Raw genomic sequence first — 16,417 nt, 5'->3', positions numbered from 1 at the left:
ACCACACCTGCTTCACCAGCCTCGGCCCCGGCAGCACACCCGTATCAAACGATGCGAGAGTCCCTCAGCCATCGGGGCGGCGATCACGTTCATGCTGCGCTCAATGTGCCGGACAACATCGCCTCCAGTGACCAGCCTTCCGAGCACTGGACCGTCGGCAGCAACGCCGGCTCGGGAAAAAACCATGGAGAACGAAATTCTTCGTGAGGCGGTGCAGCCGCCTGGAGGACAACAGCGGAAGAGAGCGGAACAGGCTGGAAAGCCCATGTGGCGGAAGGCAGCAGGAGTCGAACCTACAAGGGAACGGCTGACGTCCCCTACTGGGTTTGAAGCCCAGCCGCACCACCGGATACGAATGCCTTCCTTCGGAGAGAACTGCAGGCGACGGTGGTCGAATCCGGTTCGGCCATAAGCCGCGCCTTGAATGCGGTCCGCCTGCGAGCGCCGAATTATCGCACGCTGCCTGTCTATGTGCGCGCCGGGAATAATCTGCGCGCACCTCCGGTATCACAGTCAGACGCCGCACACGCCGGCTGTCTCCCTCAACCGGAAAGACCGGAGGAAGCGACGATGAACGACGACAAAATGCCCGACCGCGCACCCGCTCGCATGGACGCGGGCCATGGCGACGACCTGGGAAACCCGCCCGGCGATCTCACGGGGCACGGCAAGGCGCGCCGCCGTGCCCTCACCTGCATGGCGTGGGCCGGCACAGGCGTCGCGTGGACCTTGAGCGGCGGTGTACCGCGAACGCTGGGCATCGTCGGCGATGCCTGGGGTGCCACCTCCGACGAGCGCGCCCTTACGTTCGTGCAGATCAGCGACAGTCATATCGGCTTCAACAAGCAGCCGAACCCGACGCCCGAGAAAACGCTTCAAGAAGCCATCGACAAGATCAAGGCCCTGCCTCGTCCGCCCGCTTTCATGCTTCATACCGGCGACGTCAGCCAACTTTCGAGGCCCGCCGAATTCGATACGGCCGAGCAGATCGTGCGTGGCGCAGGGCTCGACGTGCACTACATTCCCGGCGAGCACGACGTGCTGATCGACGACGGCCAGCCCTTCTTCGAGCGCTTTTCGAAGGGCACCGGCGGCAAGGGCTGGTACAGCTTCGATCAAAACGGTGTGCACTTCGTCGCGCTCGTCAACGTGCTGAACCTGAAGAGCGGCGGCCTGGGCTCGCTGGGCGCGGAACAGCTGGCGTGGCTCGAACGGGATCTTCGTGGCCGCACGAGCAGCACGCCAATCGTGGTGTTCACGCACATTCCGCTGTGGTCGCTATATCCGGAATGGGGATGGGGCACGGACGACAGCGCACAGGCGCTCGGCTACCTCAAGCGCTTCGGTTCGGTCACGGTACTCAACGGCCACATTCACCAGGTACTCCAGAAGGTGGAAGGCAACGTGAGCTTCCATTCGGCGATGTCGACGGCGTTTCCCATCGCAGCGCCTGGCGTCGGTCCCGGGCCGGGCCCGATGAAGGTACCCGAAGACCGCCTGCATGCGGTGCTCGGCGTACGCACGGTGAATTTCGTGCCGGGCCGCACGGACCTGGCGCTGGTCGATTCGCCGCTTGGGGCGTGAGCGTTACTCGCGTCGATATCGCCCTTATGTCGCATTGCCTTGAACGGCTACGTGCCGTCCATCACTCAAGAAATCCTGGAGAAACCCATGAAGTCCTTCGTGAAAGCCGTGGCGTCGCGCATGGTTCGGCGATTCAACGTCATGACGCCAGCCGTACCGCTCCTGTGCGCCGCGCTCGCGCTGCTTCCCGTCGCACCCGCGGCCTTCGCCGCAGACGCGGCCAAACCGTCGCCCAATACGGTGAATATCGACAATTTCGCGTTCAGCCCGGCCACGCTCACGGTGACGAAAGGCACCACCGTCACGTGGGTGAATCGCGATGACATTGCGCACACTGTGGTCAACGACGCGAACCCGCGCACGTTCAAGTCGCCGCCCATGGATTCGGACGACAAGTTTTCCTTCACCTTCAGCACCCCGGGCACCTACAAGTACTTCTGCTCGATTCATCCGCACATGACAGGCGTGATCGTCGTGAAGTAGGCATCAAAGCAGTTCGTGCAGGCGGCTGTCGGCGCGCAGCAGATGCAGATCGCGGTGAAAGCGCGTGTAGCCGATGCGGTCGAAGAATTCGAGGATCTGGATGGCGCGTTTGCGGCCCAGCCCGGTGGCATCGCGAAATGTCATCGCGCTCACCGCGCCTCCGTGTTCGCGCGCGAGTCCGGCAACGAGCCTGGCCAGTTCGAGTACCACGTCGCGATGGTAGAAAAGATCGCGCACCACCTGGTACACCTCGCCGAGCCGCGCCAGCTTGCGCAGCAGCGCGCGGACCTTTTCCTCGGGTTCGTTCGTTGTACGAGCCAGATCGCGTACCCAGGGCGGATCGAAACGACCGGCGGCGATCAGCGGTCGCAGCACGCCGGCAAGCCGTTCCTCGTTAGCATCCAGCGCCACGCTGTGCGAAGGCAGATGCAGCCACGGCCCGCTCCTCGCGATGAGGCCATCGCGTACAGCGGCATCGACGAGTGCACGCCACAGCGCATCGGTGGCGAGCGGCGCCGACATGCGCCGCAAACGCGCGCTGTCAGGGCCCTGTTCGTCGGGAAAGCGCGTGTGGAACGCCTCGAGCGCGGCCACCGTCTGCTCGCGCATGTGTGTCCAGTGGCCGCGCGTGATGATGACCGCGTCGTCGCCGTCTTTGCCCGCGAGCGGCACCTCGATGGCATGGACGGGTAACGTGAGCAGATTCGCGGGCAAACCCGTCAGACGCATCAGCATCGAACGCGTCAGGCCGCGCGGCGCGCAGTCGAGCAGCGGTTCGATCCGCCCGGTATCGAGCCAGCTACGCAATGCGTCGAGCCATGCCATTCGCTCAGGCGTGCGCCGCTTGCGCACCGGGCCGAACGGGTCGAGCACGCGCGCGCCGCCCACGGTTCGCGTGGCCTGTGCGTTGCGCACGATCAGGCGGTCACCCGGCAACGCGCAGACGGGTGTATCGAAGACGAGTTGCACGCGCGCGGTCTGCCCTGCCGCCAGGGTGTCGCCTTCGAGCAGTGCAACGTTTGCGACGCGATGCAGCGTGCCGAGATGCACGTGCAGCGGCGACCAGTGCCTGAGCGTGAGATCCGCATCGTCGAGCAACGTGAGTTCGACGTCGATGCGTTCGCACGCGCTGGCGAGCGCGCTATCCACGATCCAGTCGCCGCGCGCGATGGCATCTTTGTCGATGCCCGCCAGATTGAGCGCGCAACGCTGGCCCGCATGGCCCACATCCGCGGAGCGGTTCTGCGCGTGAATGCTGCGCACGCGCACGGCACGCCCCGCGGGCGCGAGTATCGGGGTATCGCCTACGCTTACGCGCCCCGCGAAGACAGTGCCCGTCACGACCGTGCCCTGGCCTGCGAGCGTGAACACGCGGTCCACAGCGAGGCGGAACAGGCCGTCGTCGCGACGCGCACGGAACGCGATGGCCGTATCGCGCAGATATACGTCGAGCGCTGCTACGCCGGGATCGTTCGGTATCGTCGCGCAGGTCTCGAATACGGGAATGTCCGCAAACGGGCCGCCCGCGAGCCACGCTGCGATTTCGGCGCGCACCTGCTCGCGTCTTGCGGCATCCACGCGATCCGCTTTCGTCAACGCCACTGCGCCGCGCGTTACGCCGAGCAGTTGCAGTATCGCGAGGTGCTCGCGCGTTTGCGGCATCACGCCATCGTCCGCGGCGATAACGAGCAGCGCGAAGTCGATGCCGCACGCGCCCGCCGCCATCGTGTGAATCAGTTTCTCGTGACCCGGCACGTCGATGAAGCCGAGCACGTCGCCGTTCGCGAGCGGCGTGTACGCGTAGCCCAGTTCGATGGAAATGCCGCGCGCCTTTTCTTCCTTCAGCCGGTCGGTATCCACGCCCGTCAGCGCACGCACCAGCGTGGTTTTGCCATGGTCGATATGGCCTGCCGTGCCGACAATCACAGACGCAACTCCACACATTGCGCGACGAACGCCGCCTCGTCCGCGGCTTCGAGGCAACGCAGGTCCAGATGCAACGCATCATCGGCAATGCGGCCGATCACCGGCCGCGGCAACGCGCGCAGCGCAGCTTCGAGCTTCATCAGCGCGCGGCCACGGCCTGGGCGCTTGCCTGCGGCTGGATGCGTTGCAGCCAGGACGCCGCCGCTACGCACAACGAGCCCGAAGCTCGGCAGCACATCCACGGGCAATGCGCCGCTGCCGATCTGGCTGAACATCGGCTCTACGCTCACGCTATACGCGTCGCCCAGCGCGCGTTGCAGCGCCGGCATCACGCGTTCCGCGCTCGCGCGCATCTCTTCGCCCGGCCGCGTGAGCAGGCGCAGCGTAGTGAGCCGCTCGCGCAGAAACTCCGGCGCGCGGTAAAGCTGCAGCACCGGTTCGAGCGCGGCGAGCGTGAGCTTGCCCACACGCAGCGCGCGCTTCAACGGATGCTTTCTGATCTTGCGGATGAGGTCGGCACGACCCACGATCAAACCGGCCTGCGGGCCACCGAGCAGTTTGTCGCCGCTGAACGTCACGACGTCGGCGCCGGCTTCGATGGTCTCGCGCACGGTAGGCTCCGCGGGCAGGCCGAACTGCGCGAGATCGACGAGCGTGCCGCTGCCCAGGTCGACCGCAACCGGCAACTCATGCTGGCGGGCCAGTGGCGCGAGTTCATCGAGTTCGACGCTTTTCGTGAAGCCCGAGATCGCGTAGTTACTGCAATGCACCTTCATCAGCAGCCCCGTGCGTGGGCCAATGGCTTCTTCGTAGTCGCGCAGGTGCGTGCGGTTGGTCGTGCCCACTTCGCGCAGCTTCGCGCCGGCACGACTCATGATGTCGGGAATGCGAAACGCCCCGCCAATCTCCACGAGTTCGCCGCGCGAGACGATGACGTCCTTCTTCGTGGCCAGCGCGGAAAGCGTGAGCAGCACGGCGGCCGCGTTGTTGTTGACCACGGTGGCCGCTTCAGCGCCGGTGAGTTCGCAGACAAGCGCTTCGATCAGGTCGTCGCGTTCGCCCCGGCGGCCGGTGGCGAGATCGAATTCGAGGCTCATGGGCTGCGTGAGCGCACGCACGACAGCGCGCACGGCTTCGTCGGGCAACAGCGCGCGGCCCAGGTTCGTATGCAACACCGTGCCGGTCAGATTGAAGACGCTGCGCAGACGGCTTTGCGCGCGTGCGGCAAGCACTTGCGCTGCCGCGGCTGTGGCGCGGGTCTCGTCGAATGGCGCATTGTCGGCGGCGGCCGGCTTGCCGGTCTGGACGTCGCGGCGCCAGCTATCGAGCGTCTCGCGAATCGCGGCAAGCACCTGCGTGCGGCCATATTCGGCAACGAGCGGCTGCGCCGCAGCCGACGCGATCACGCGCTCCACGGAGGGAATAGACGCGAGCCGCGCCTTGAGGTCACGGCCGCCGCTCGTGCAGCCGCTCATACCACCCTCATCCCGCTCTTCGCCCGATTGATGCTCTGCCACTTCGCCCACGCCCCGCCTCTCCGTGTTTTGTCTTTGCCCGCCCTGGCCCGCCGTCATTCGTCCGACGGCACTTCCGGCCACAGCAGCGGATTCGGCCCGCTGCGCCGGTACCCGGCCTCGTTCATCAGCAGATCGAGCGTGAGACTCGCGAGGTCGTCGGCGAGCGGCTCGAAGTCGAAGTCTTTCTCCTGATAGCCGATCTTGCGGTAGGTGTGGCATTCGTCACACGACTCGGCCTTCAGCGCCTCGCTCACGCCTTCGATGCCGTGATAAGCGATGCCTTTGGTCGAACCGCAGTTCGAGCACTTCACGCGCACCATGTGCGACTCGCTTGCGCACAAGCCGCACTGCAGGTAACGGTAGCCCTGGTAGCGGCCGCCCACGCGCACGACGCTCGCCACCGGCTGCCCACCGCAGACGGGGCAGACGCCGGGCGTATCGACATAGGGAATGTCGCGCTCGTCGAGCCGGCTCGCCAGATCGGTCCACACCACTTGCAGTGCGGCCATGATGAACGGCGCCGTGGCGGGCGCCACTTCGTTGAAGCGCTGCGCGAGCATCGCGTCGGCCTGGCGTTCGAGTTCGTCCGCGGGCATCGCGCGGAGTGCAGAGAGCACGCCGGCCAGCGTCGGCGTGACCTGGCCTGCCGCTTCCACGCTATCGAGCAATTGATGCAGCACGTCGTGCCATGCCGTATCGCGTTCCGGCGAAAGCGCGGGCACGAGCGGCATGCTGTGCTGCTGCGCCTGGGCGATGGCGTCCGCCGACGGCATGCGCGCCGAGAAGCCTTGTTCCAGCGTCTTTTGCTGCGCGTCGACCAGCACAGCCATCAAACGCACGTAGCCTGCAATGGGATTGCCCTCGGCAAGCTTGCGCAGACGCGCCGCGCGCGTGGCGAAGAGCGTGGCGCGTTCGGGCAAACGGATGCGGGCAATGGCGGTATGGTCCAGCGCTTCGATCTGGCCCGGCTCAAGAATGCGTTGAACCACAACAGTCCCTCTTCAAACCCTCTACGGCACGTGCGCGCCATAGAGTTCAAATGAAAAAGCCGCCGCCCTTGCGGGGGCGGCGGCCTACGATGCACCGGCCGGCCGCCTCTAGAAACCGGCGATACCGGCGCGGTGCCCGGCTTACTTGATGCTCTCGCGGAACCAGCGCGGATGATGCTTTCTCGCCCACCCGAGCGTAACCGTGCCGCGCACCATCGCCCCCAGCGAGCCCTTCACCCACAACGCCGCGTACACGTGCACGACGATGCCGATGATGAGGACGAACGCGCTCGCGGCATGCACGACAGCGGCAAGACGGATGACTTCGATCGGGAAGTAGAACGAGAAATAGCGCCGCCAGATCACGACACCGCTTGCAAGCAACAGCAGCAGGCAGGCCACCATCACGAAGAATAGCAGCTTCTGTCCGGCGTTGTAGCGGCCGATGGGCGGCAGCTTGTCCTCGCGATTAGCGAGCACGTCGTTCATCTGGCGCAGCCACTGGTAGTCGCTTTCGTCCAGATAGTTGTGGTGCCAGAAACGCAGCGCCAGCACCAAGAACGACACGAACATCACCACGCCGATGAACGGATGCAGAATGCGCGTCCACTGCCCGCCGCCGAGCAGCGCGGAGAGCCAGAACATCGACGGATGAAACATCGCGAGGCCCGAAATCGCCAGCAGCACGAACGAGATCGCGGTGATCCAGTGGTTGGTGCGCTCGTTCGGCGTGTAGCGCACGATCAGGTTGGGATCAGTTTGTTTCATCGCTACGCTCCCGTCGTTCGCCCCTCAACTGCTCCGCTTCCTTGCTTGCGGACGCTTCCTCTTCCGGCGTCACCTCGTTCGGACCAACACGCGTGTAGTGGAAGAACCCGGCCAGCGCCGCAATGGCCATACCGGCCACGGCGAGCGGCTTGGCCACGCCCTTCCACAACTGCACGAGCGGACTGATCTTCGGATTGTCCGGCAGGCCGTGATAGAGCGAAGGCTGGTCCGCGTGATGCAGCACGTACATCACGTGCGTGCCGCCCACGCCCTGCGGATCGTAGAGGCCCGCGTGCTCGAAGCCGCGCTCCTTGAGATCCTCGATGCGCTCGGCCGCGTGCTGCTTCATGTCTTCCTTGGTGCCGAACACGATGGCGCCTGTCGGACAGGTCTTCACGCACGCGGGCTCCTGGCCCACGGCCACGCGGTCGGAACAGAGCGTGCACTTGTACGCGCGGTTGTCCTGCTTCGAGATACGCGGAATGTTGAACGGACAGCCCGTTACGCAATAGCCGCAACCGATGCAGTTCTCCTCGTGAAAATCCACGATGCCGTTCGTGTACTGCACGATCGCGCCCGGCGAAGGGCAGGCCTTCAGGCAGCCCGGGTCCTCGCAGTGCATACAGCCGTCCTTGCGGATCAGCCATTCGAGGTTGCCGTTCGGGTTCTCGTATTCGGAGAACCGCATCACGGTCCACGAGTGCTCCGTCAGGTCGCGCGGATTGTCGTAAACGCCGACGTTGGTGCCTACCTCGTCGCGCAGGTCGTTCCACTCCATGCACGCCGTCTGGCAGGCCTTGCAGCCGATGCACTTCGAGACGTCGATCAGTTTCGCCACGGTGCCGGTAGCGGGCTCGCGCACAGCCGGAGGCTGCACGGTGGTGGCCGACTGGCGTTTGATATCGAGTGATTGCAGTGCCATGTCCGCCCCCTCAAGCCTTCTCAACTTTCACGAGGAACGACTTGAACTCGGGCGTCTGCGAATTGCCGTCGCCGACTGCCGGCGTCAGCGTATTCGCGAGATAACCCGGCTTCGCCACGCCCGTGAAGCCCCAATGCAGCGGAATGCCCACTGTGTGCACCTTGTGGCCGTCCACCATGAGCGGCTTGATGCGCTTCGTCACCACTGCCACCGCCTCGATATGACCGCGGTTGCTCGATACCTTCACACGATCGCCCGCCACCACGCCCACCTCGCTCGCCAGCTCTTCGCCGATCTCCACGAACTGCTGCGGCTGCACGATGGCGTTGAGCCGCGCGTGTTTGGTCCAGAAGTGGAAGTGTTCGGTGAGGCGATATGTCGTTGCGGCGTGCGGGAAATCCTTAGCCTTGCCAAACGACGCCCGGTCATCCGGGAACACGCGTGCGGCCGGATTGTTCGTGGCCTGCGCGTTCTGCGGATGCAACGGGTTGTAGCCGAGCGGCGTCTCGAACGGCTCGTAATGCTCGGGGAACGGACCTTCGTTCATGCCGTCGCGGGCAAAGAAGCGCGCCACGCCCTCCGGATTCATGATGAACGGACCCATGCCCGTTTCGGGCGATTCGTCGGCCTTGTAGTCGGGCACGTCGGCGCCGGTCCACGCCGCGCCGTTCCACGCAATCAGCTTGCGCGTGGGATCGAACGGCTTGCCGGTCGTATCGCACGATGCGCGGTTGTACAGAATGCGCCGGTTCGCGGGCCAGGCCCACGCCCAGTTCAGCGTCTGGCCGATACCGGTCGGGTCCGAGTTGTCGCGCCGGCCCATCTGGTTGCCGGCCTGGGTCCACGAGCCGCAGAAGATCCAGCAGCCGCTCGAGGTGCTGCCGTCGTCCTTCAGTTGCGCGAAGCCTGCCAGCTGCTCGCCCTTCTTCACGAGCACCTTGGTGGGATCCTTCGGATCCGGCAGGTCAGCAAGCGCCTTGCCGTTGAACTCCTTCGCGAGTTCTTCGGGCGTGGGGCTTGCCGGATTGGCGTAGGGCCAGCTCAGCTTCACAATGGGATCGGGCAGCTTGCCGCCGTCCTTGCCGTAGGCCGCACGCAGACGCAGGAACAGCCCCGACATGATTTCGAGGTCGCTGCGCGCTTCGCCCGGCGGCTCCACGCCCTTCCAGTGCCATTGCAGCACGCGGCCCGAATTCACGAGCGAGCCGTTTTCCTCGGCGAAGCACGTGGTGGGCAGACGGAAAACTTCGGTCTGGATGGCCGACGAATCCACGTCGTTGTACTCGCCGAAGTTCTTCCAGAACTCCGACGTTTCGGTTGCGAGCGGGTCCATGATGACGAGCCACTTGAGCTTGGCCAACGCCGCCGCGTTTTTCGCCTTGTTGGGCGCCGCCGCGAGCGGATTGAAGCCCTGCGCGATGAAGCCGTTCATCTTGCCCTGATGCATCAGCTCGAACGCCTGCAGCAAGTCGTAGGACTTGTCGAGCTTGGGCAGCCAGTCATAACCCCAGTTGTTTTCGGCCGTGGCCGCGTCGCCCCACCACGACTTCATGAAGCTCACGAAGAAGGCGCGGTAGTTCTTCCAGTAGCTGAGCTGGTTCGGACGCAGCGGCTGCTGCGCACGCTTCTTGATGTACGCCTCGTAGTCCTGCTCCGCTTCGGTGGGCAACGTCATGTAGCCGGGCAGCAGGTTCGACATCAGGCCGAGGTCCGTCAGGCCCTGGATGTTCGAGTGCCCGCGCAGCGCGTTCATACCGCCGCCCGCAATGCCGATGTTGCCCAGCAGCAATTGCACCATGGCGCCCGTGCGGATCATCTGCGCGCCCACCGAGTGGTGGGTCCAGCCGAGCGCGTAGAGCACCGTGCCGGCGCGGCCCGGCTGCGCCGTCGTGGCGAGCATCTCGCACACCTTCAGGAACTTGTCCTTCGGCGTGCCGCAGACCTTCTCCACCATCTCGGGCGTGTAGCGCGAGTAGTGCTGCTTGAGCAGGTTATAGACGCAGCGCGGATGCTGCATCGTCTCGTCGACCTTCACGAAGCCGTCGTCGCCGCGCTCGTAGTCCCACGACGATTTGTCCGCGTAGGCGTGCTTCTGCGCGTCGTAGCCGGAATAGATGCCGTCGTTGAAGGCGAAGTCTTCGCGCACGATGAACGTGAAGTCCGTGTAGTTCTTCACGTACTCGTGCTGGATCTTGTCGTTCGTCAGCAGGTAGTTGATGACCCCGCCGAGGAATGCGATGTCCGTGCCGGTGCGAATGGGCGCGTAGTAGTCCGCGACCGACGCCGTGCGCGTAAAGCGCGGGTCGACCACGATCAGGCGCGCCTTGCGGTGCGCCTTCGCCTCGGTGACCCATTTGAAGCCGCACGGGTGCGCCTCGGCTGCATTGCCGCCCATCACCAGGATTACGTCTGCGTTCTTGATGTCGACCCAATGGTTCGTCATCGCGCCGCGGCCAAACGTCGGGGCAAGACCTGCCACCGTCGGGCCGTGTCAGACACGCGCCTGGTTGTCGAACGCGAGCATCCCCAGACTGCGGATCGTCTTGTGAGTCAGATAGCCCACTTCATTGCTGCCCGCCGACGCGGCCAGCATGCCGGTGGTGAGCCAGCGATTCACCTTCTTGCCATCCGCGGTGGCCTCGACGAAATTCGCGTCGCGGTCCGCCTTCATGAGCTTCGCGATGCGATCGAGTGCGTCTTCCCACGAAATGCGCTGCCACTTGTCCGAACCGGCGGCACGGTACTCGGGGTACTTGAGACGGCTCGGGCTGTGGATGAAATCGATGAGGCTCGCGCCCTTCGGGCACAGCGTGCCGCGATTGACGGGGTGGTCCGGGTCGCCCTCGATGTGGATGATGCTCGCGGTGGCGTTCTTGGCGCCGTCCCCGAGACCGTACATCAGGATGCCGCAGCCCACGGAGCAGTACGGGCAGGTATTGCGGGTTTCAGTGGTACGCGCCAGTTTGTACTGACGAACCTCCGCAACCGCGCGCTCTGGGGAGAAGCCCATAAGCGCAAGACTCGATCCGGCGAGCGTGGTTGTGGTGATCTTCAGAAACTGGCGCCGGGACATTTGCAACATGTCGTCCTCGGCTTCTGGTTATTGAGTGTGAATCAAAAGTATAGGTCGTCTCTTACAGGAGCGTCAGGAACGCGGCACGCGCGAAGCGGTGCGGCGGCCAGGCGAGACGGGCCGAACGATAGCACGACACAAAGACACACGTGTTTTCACCGGCACGCCCGCTGGGCGGGCGTGGTGCGTGCTTCGCGCAGGCCGCTGCTGTCGTGCAGCAAAATGGCTGGAGCGCGGGACGGGCGGCGCAGATCATCGGTCTAGGCTGCTGCGCGGCGTGCATGCCTGCATGGCATCAAGGCGGTGCTCCTGCCGCTTATATACAGTGGAGTGTGCGGACACCCTTAGGTCTCCGCTTTGCTCTGGACTCGTGCAAGACCATTGGACGGCGCGCCCTGACTCGCCGTGAAGGAGCACCATGGACACGCTTTCCCCGGACCGGATTCAGTCCGCCGCGCGCAAAGAAGCCTCGTGGGCGATCGGCGCGTTCAGGAAGTTCTCCGACGACCGCTGCACCTCCCTTGCGGCCAGCATCGCGTTCTACTCGGCCTTTTCGCTCGCGCCCACCCTCGTGATGGTGATTGCGGTGGCAGGCTGGTTCTTCGGCACCGATACCGCCCGCAGCGAACTCTTCGACCAGGTGCGCATGGTGCTCGGCAACGACGCCTCCGCGGCCATCACGACCATCGTCGAGAACGCTCATCGCAGCAAGAGCGCGGGCGACGTGGCGGCCATCATCTCGTTTTCGATGCTGGCCATTGGCGCCTCGGCCACCTTTTCGTCGCTCAATACGGCGCTCAACATCGTATGGCCGCCGCCCGTCGGGGCGCGGCCTTCGACGGTGCTCGCCCTCGTGCGCGTGCGGCTCATCTCGTTCAGCCTCGTGCTCGGCGTCGCATTTCTGCTGATCGTCTCGCTCGTGCTCGACACGGCCATCACGTTCGTCGGCGAGATGCTGTGGGCGGCTTCGCCGTATGTCGTGATCGGCGATCTGCTGCAGCTCGGCGTGGGGCTGCTCGTGCTCGCAGTCGCCTTCGCCGCGCTGCTCAAGTTTCTGCCCGACGCGCCGGTGCGCTGGCGCGACGCGATTGTGGGGGGTGCCGTCGCCGCCGTGCTGTTTTCGGCGGGCAAGAAGCTCTTCGCGCTGTATCTCGCGCACGCGGGCATGGCGAGCGCGTTCGGCGCGGCGGGGTCGCTCGCGGTACTGCTCATGTGGCTGTATTTCTCGGCGGCTGTGCTGCTGCTCGGCGCCGAGTTCGCGGCGGCACGCGGACGGCTGCACGATCCGCGCGGCGCCTGGGGCAGCCAGGACAACCTGCCGCCCGGTAGCCGTGCCAAGCTGGCGTCCGTGCTTGCGGCCTCCACGGTTGGCGACAGGTTGCGACAGCCGGATGGAGCCGCGGCGCGCGTGACGGATCAGGCGACCGTGGCGGCTGAAGGAACGAGGCGACGTGGGTCAGCGAAAGATTCGGGGAGCCGTATCGCGATGGCCCCGCATGTCTCCAACGGCGATGCGCATCCCGCCTCGCTATATCGGAAGGACAACAAAGAACGCTTCCCGGCGCGCGTAGTACGCGTGGGTCGGACGGCAGTCGGCATGGAGCGCAAGGCAACGCGAGCAGCCGCCGACGCCATCGTTCAATCAGGCCGCGCCGCTGCAGCGGCGAATCGATACGTGAAGCAGCACCCCTGGACGTCGGTCCTGCTTGCCACGGGCGCTGCGCTGTTCATGACAGCGGCCAGGAACCGCCTGGCCGGCGGCCGACACCCCGTCCATGGCAAGCTCACTCCTTCCAACGGCAGCGATACCGACGACGCCCAGCCGACGTTGTCACGCAAACGCTGAGGACGCCGGCGCGTCTTGAGACAGATCAGTTTCGGCGCGGCCGGCCGGATCGGCCGCGAAACGGCTTGCCACGGTTTGTCAGCGGCTTCTTAATGCAGTCGCGGCGCGCGCCATCGAATTCATTTCATTCGACTTTCATTTACGCGAGTTGCCTGACCAATTTCAGGGCGTCACTGTGCGCAAAACAACAATAATGTAGAAATGGTACACAGTGTTGCGACTTCCGCAATTATCGTGAACACGCTTTATATACAAGGCTTTGTGAACGTTGTTACATTTTGGCTACACTCAATTTTTTTCAGTTCTTGCCGTTGCATGCCCTGCGTTATTCTCCATCGCGCAACAACAAATCAATCATCTGCGTGGAGAAATGGATGAAAAAGCTTACACTTTCGACCCTCTCGCTGGCCCTGCTCGGCGTTGCCGGCGCAGCGCATGCTCAAAGCAGCGTCACCCTGTACGGCGTGATCGACGAGTCGTTCCAGTACGTGCACAACGCCGATACGAGCAACAACAGCCTGTACCACCTGGCCGGCGGCAACCTGCAAGGTAACCGCTGGGGCCTGAAGGGTCAGGAAGACCTGGGCGGTGGCCTGAAGGCGATCTTCCAGTTGGAAAACGGCTTCGACATCAACACCGGCAAGCTTGGTCAAGGCAGCCGCATGTTCGGCCGCCAGGCATACGTCGGTCTGACGCACGACACGTACGGTACGGTCACGCTGGGCCGCCAGTACGACCCGGTCGTCGACCTGGTTCAACCGCTGACCGCCGACAACTACTGGGGCTCCACGTTCACGACCCCGGGCGACGTCGACAACAACGACAACAGCTCGCGTACCAACAGCGCCATCAAGTACACGTCGCCCGTGTACGCCGGCTTCCAGTTCGAAGCGTTCTACGCGTTCGGCGGCGTGGCAGGTTCGACGGGTTCGGGCCAGACGTGGTCGCTCGCAGCAACCTACGCGAACGGTCCGTTCAGCGTGGCTGCCGGCTACATCGTTATGGGCAACCTCAATGGGCCCCGCACGACCTGGGGCGGTACGTCGGATGGCACGTTCGACACCTCGACGACGGCGGCTATCAACGGCGCGTTCACGACGGCCAAGTCGATCAACATCGCCTCGGTTGCTGGCCAGTACGTTGCTGGCCCGTTCACGTTCGGTCTGCGTTACAGCAACGCGATGTACAAGCGTGATGCGTTCTCGGCCGCCTCGTTCGGCGCTACGCAGCGCTACGACGTGGGCGCTGGCTTCGTGAACTACCAACTGACGCCGGCAGCACTGATCGGCCTCGGCTACACCTTCACGCACGGCAAGGGCAATGGTGCGTCGCAGACGTATAACCAGGTTTCCCTGGGCGGCGACTACAACCTGTCGAAGCGTACGGACGTGTACCTGGTCGGTGCGTACCAGCGTGCAAGCGGCAACGGCGTGACGGCATCCGTCGCCGACTACGGCTTCGACTCCAACGCTCGCTCGTCGGAAATCGTCAGCCTGGGTATCCGCCACAAGTTCTAATCGAACTTCGTGCGAAGCTGCGGCGAAACATTGCCGCAGCAAAAAAGCCAGCCTCTTCGGCTGGCTTTTTCTTTTCCGGGCCCATCTTGCAGGCCCCGGCAAACGTCTCCGGCGTAGCCGCGCTGCTAGCGTCGCGACTTCACCGTCTCCGCTTGCGCAAGCGTCTGCGCCGGCTGCGCAGGCACTTCGCGCGCGTCGCCCGTGGCGGGCAGCACGAGCGGCGCACGGCCACGCTGCTGCAGCGGGACGCCCTCGGGGCTCTCCCACGCCGGGTCCGGAATCTCCGCGAACACCTGACGCAGCTGCTCGCCCCAGGTGCGGTGGATCATCTCGAAGTATGCGTTGTCATGGTCGATCGTGACGAAGCGCGTCACGCGCAGCGCATTCGCTTCGTACACCAGCAGATCCAGCGGCAACCCCACCGAGAGGTTCGAGCGCAGCGTGGAATCCATTGAGATCAGCGCGCACTTCGCGGCCTCGTCGAGAGGCGTGGAAGGCTTCAGCACGCGGTCGATGATCGGCTTGCCGTACTTCAACTCGCCAATCTGGAAATACGGATTCACGTCCGACGCTTCGATGAAGTTACCCGCCGCGTAGATCATGAAAAGGCGCGGACGCTGCACGAGGCCCGTGCCCATGTCGGCGGAACCTTCCCCCGCGCCGCGCGGCGCAGCGATCTGCCCGCCCAGAATGAAGCTGCAATTGAAATCGACGCCGAACTCCTGAAGCGAGCGCGCCTCGTGCTGGTGGACCGCGCGCACGGCGTCGCCCACCACGCGCGCAGCCTCGGTCATGCTGGACGCCGTCCAGAGCGTGGGGCGGCCCGCGGGAGCGGCCTCTTTCAGCACGTGCAGAACGGCTTGCGTCAGCGAGAGATTGCCGGCGCCCATCAGCACGAGCACTCGCTCGCCGGGCTGCTCGAACACCGACATCTTGCGCGCCGTGCTGATGTGATCGACGCCCGCGTTGGTCCGCGTGTCCGACAGGAACACGAGTCCCTCATCCACACACATCGCCACACAGTAAGTCATGAATCTGCCCTGCCAAAAGCCAATAATCACGGCATTGTACCGCCGCGCCACCGCGATCCCGAGGCCCGCTCCGAGGGGACTTTGCCTCACGCGCGCGACACCGGCCAAGAAAAATCCCCGCGGGCATGCACCGGCGGGGATTGCGTCAAGCATGCCGGCGACGATGCGCCGGCGCAGCCATTATCAGGCTGCTGCGTCCTTCAGCTTCTTCAGCGCACGTGCCTTCACGCGAACCGAAGCGGGCTTCGCCGGGAACCAGCGTTCCTCGCCCGTGAACGGGTCTTTGCCGAAGCGCTTCTTCTTCGCCGGCACAGCCTGCACGACGATCTTCAGAAGACCCGACAGCGTGAACTCGCCTGCGCCCTTCTTGTGCACGGAACCGAGGATGGTGTCCTCGAGTGCGCCAAGCACGGCCTTCACGGACTTCACTTCGACTGCGGCACGCTCGGCAATGTGAGCAGCCAGCGAGGCCTTCGTGAAGGTGTCCTTGATCGGCGACGGAGCGCCGGACGCCTTCACGGCGACCTTCTTAGCTGCAGCCTGCTTTGCGGGCACTTTCTTCGCGGCAACCTTCTTGGCCGGGGCAGCGGCCTTCTTGGCCACTTTCTTTGCGGAAGTCGGCATGTTTCTCCTACCAGTGTTGGTCAATGAATCATGAAGGCACCGCGCCATGCGGGCTCTTCAACGGCGGATTCTACAAGCGCTCCAGCGTTTTGCGCGAATCTTTTGTGCGGGCGAGGCGCAAGTTGTTGCGCGGCGCA

At 64.6% G+C, this 16,417-nt stretch carries 12 protein-coding genes and 1 tRNA gene; 4 read left to right on the top strand and 9 right to left on the bottom strand.

Annotated elements, in window-relative coordinates:
• Window positions 1-268: 268 nt before the first annotated feature.
• A tRNA-Sec gene (locus PKKP23_RS11430) sits at window positions 269-364 on the bottom strand.
• Window positions 365-570: 206 nt separating this feature from the next.
• Between PKKP23_RS11430 and PKKP23_RS11425 the strand changes: the two genes are divergently transcribed.
• Window positions 571-1,584: a metallophosphoesterase family protein gene (locus PKKP23_RS11425; protein WP_126876965.1), complete on the top strand. Its 1,014-nt coding sequence runs from the start codon at window positions 571-573 to the stop codon at window positions 1,582-1,584.
• Between the two features lie 87 nt (window positions 1,585-1,671).
• The gene (locus tag PKKP23_RS11420; protein WP_126876964.1) at window positions 1,672-2,067 is read left to right on the top strand and encodes a cupredoxin domain-containing protein; all 396 of its coding nucleotides are present in this window, start codon (window positions 1,672-1,674) and stop codon (window positions 2,065-2,067) included.
• 3 nt (window positions 2,068-2,070) lie between these two features.
• Here PKKP23_RS11420 and selB read toward each other — a convergent pair whose 3' ends face one another.
• The 6 genes from selB to fdnG all read right to left on the bottom strand — a co-directional run bounded on the left by selB (window position 2,071) and on the right by fdnG (window position 11,271).
• The gene (gene selB / locus PKKP23_RS11415; RefSeq protein ID WP_126876963.1) at window positions 2,071-3,993 is read right to left on the bottom strand and encodes a selenocysteine-specific translation elongation factor; all 1,923 of its coding nucleotides are present in this window, start codon (window positions 3,991-3,993) and stop codon (window positions 2,071-2,073) included.
• Entirely contained in the window at window positions 3,990-5,468 is a 1,479-nt protein-coding gene (gene selA / locus PKKP23_RS11410) for an L-seryl-tRNA(Sec) selenium transferase (RefSeq protein WP_126876962.1), read from the bottom strand. Before selA ends, selB begins: the two co-directional genes overlap by 4 nt.
• Before the next feature lie 95 nt (window positions 5,469-5,563).
• Entirely contained in the window at window positions 5,564-6,499 is a 936-nt protein-coding gene (gene fdhE, locus PKKP23_RS11405; protein ID WP_126876961.1) for a formate dehydrogenase accessory protein FdhE, read from the bottom strand.
• A 141-nt stretch (window positions 6,500-6,640) separates the two neighbouring features.
• Window positions 6,641-7,267 (bottom strand): formate dehydrogenase subunit gamma, encoded by a 627-nt coding sequence (locus PKKP23_RS11400; RefSeq protein WP_126876960.1) that lies wholly within the window; start codon window positions 7,265-7,267, stop codon window positions 6,641-6,643.
• Complete coding sequence (gene fdxH / locus PKKP23_RS11395; protein WP_126876959.1) at window positions 7,254-8,189, bottom strand: formate dehydrogenase subunit beta; 936 nt, start codon at window positions 8,187-8,189, stop codon at window positions 7,254-7,256. The genes PKKP23_RS11400 and fdxH overlap by 14 nt, the downstream gene beginning before the upstream one ends.
• Before the next feature lie 10 nt (window positions 8,190-8,199).
• Window positions 8,200-11,271 carry a formate dehydrogenase-N subunit alpha gene (gene fdnG / locus PKKP23_RS11390; RefSeq protein ID WP_138721036.1) on the bottom strand — a complete coding sequence of 1,024 codons (3,072 nt, stop codon included), beginning with the start codon at window positions 11,269-11,271 and terminating at the stop codon, window positions 8,200-8,202.
• 409 nt (window positions 11,272-11,680) lie between these two features.
• Between fdnG and PKKP23_RS11380 the strand changes: the two genes are divergently transcribed.
• Together PKKP23_RS11380 and PKKP23_RS11375 are read left to right on the top strand one after the other, a co-directional pair.
• Entirely contained in the window at window positions 11,681-13,108 is a 1,428-nt protein-coding gene (locus PKKP23_RS11380) for a YhjD/YihY/BrkB family envelope integrity protein (protein ID WP_126876956.1), read from the top strand.
• A 374-nt stretch (window positions 13,109-13,482) separates the two neighbouring features.
• Window positions 13,483-14,625 carry a porin gene (locus PKKP23_RS11375; protein WP_126876955.1) on the top strand — a complete coding sequence of 381 codons (1,143 nt, stop codon included), beginning with the start codon at window positions 13,483-13,485 and terminating at the stop codon, window positions 14,623-14,625.
• A 125-nt stretch (window positions 14,626-14,750) separates the two neighbouring features.
• Here PKKP23_RS11375 and PKKP23_RS11370 read toward each other — a convergent pair whose 3' ends face one another.
• A complete protein-coding gene (locus tag PKKP23_RS11370; protein WP_126876954.1) occupies window positions 14,751-15,656 on the bottom strand; it encodes a proteasome-type protease in 906 nt (301 codons plus the stop codon).
• Window positions 15,657-15,839: 183 nt separating this feature from the next.
• Window positions 15,840-16,280 (bottom strand): HU family DNA-binding protein, encoded by a 441-nt coding sequence (locus tag PKKP23_RS11365; RefSeq protein ID WP_017774968.1) that lies wholly within the window; start codon window positions 16,278-16,280, stop codon window positions 15,840-15,842.
• Between the last annotated feature and the right edge of the window lie 137 nt (window positions 16,281-16,417).

This window comes from Paraburkholderia kururiensis JCM 10599 = LMG 19447, from assembly GCF_003986935.1.
Lineage (GTDB): Bacteria > Pseudomonadota > Gammaproteobacteria > Burkholderiales > Burkholderiaceae > Paraburkholderia > Paraburkholderia kururiensis.
This window is presented reverse-complemented; position numbering and strand designations above follow the sequence as displayed.

Excerpts from the sequence above, each read along its gene's own strand:
- PKKP23_RS11400 (WP_126876960.1), bottom strand. The coding sequence starts at position 7,267 with ATGAAACAAACTGATCCCAACCTGATCGTGCGCTACACGCCGAACGAG.
- PKKP23_RS11370 (WP_126876954.1), bottom strand. The coding sequence starts at position 15,656 with ATGACTTACTGTGTGGCGATGTGTGTGGATGAGGGACTCGTGTTCCTG.
- PKKP23_RS11420 (WP_126876964.1), top strand. The coding sequence starts at position 1,672 with ATGAAGTCCTTCGTGAAAGCCGTGGCGTCGCGCATGGTTCGGCGATTC.
- fdxH (WP_126876959.1), bottom strand. The coding sequence starts at position 8,189 with ATGGCACTGCAATCACTCGATATCAAACGCCAGTCGGCCACCACCGTG.
- PKKP23_RS11380 (WP_126876956.1), top strand. The coding sequence starts at position 11,681 with ATGGACACGCTTTCCCCGGACCGGATTCAGTCCGCCGCGCGCAAAGAA.
- PKKP23_RS11375 (WP_126876955.1), top strand. The coding sequence starts at position 13,483 with ATGAAAAAGCTTACACTTTCGACCCTCTCGCTGGCCCTGCTCGGCGTT.
- PKKP23_RS11365 (WP_017774968.1), bottom strand. The coding sequence starts at position 16,280 with ATGCCGACTTCCGCAAAGAAAGTGGCCAAGAAGGCCGCTGCCCCGGCC.
- selA (WP_126876962.1), bottom strand. The coding sequence starts at position 5,468 with ATGAGCGGCTGCACGAGCGGCGGCCGTGACCTCAAGGCGCGGCTCGCG.
- PKKP23_RS11425 (WP_126876965.1), top strand. The coding sequence starts at position 571 with ATGAACGACGACAAAATGCCCGACCGCGCACCCGCTCGCATGGACGCG.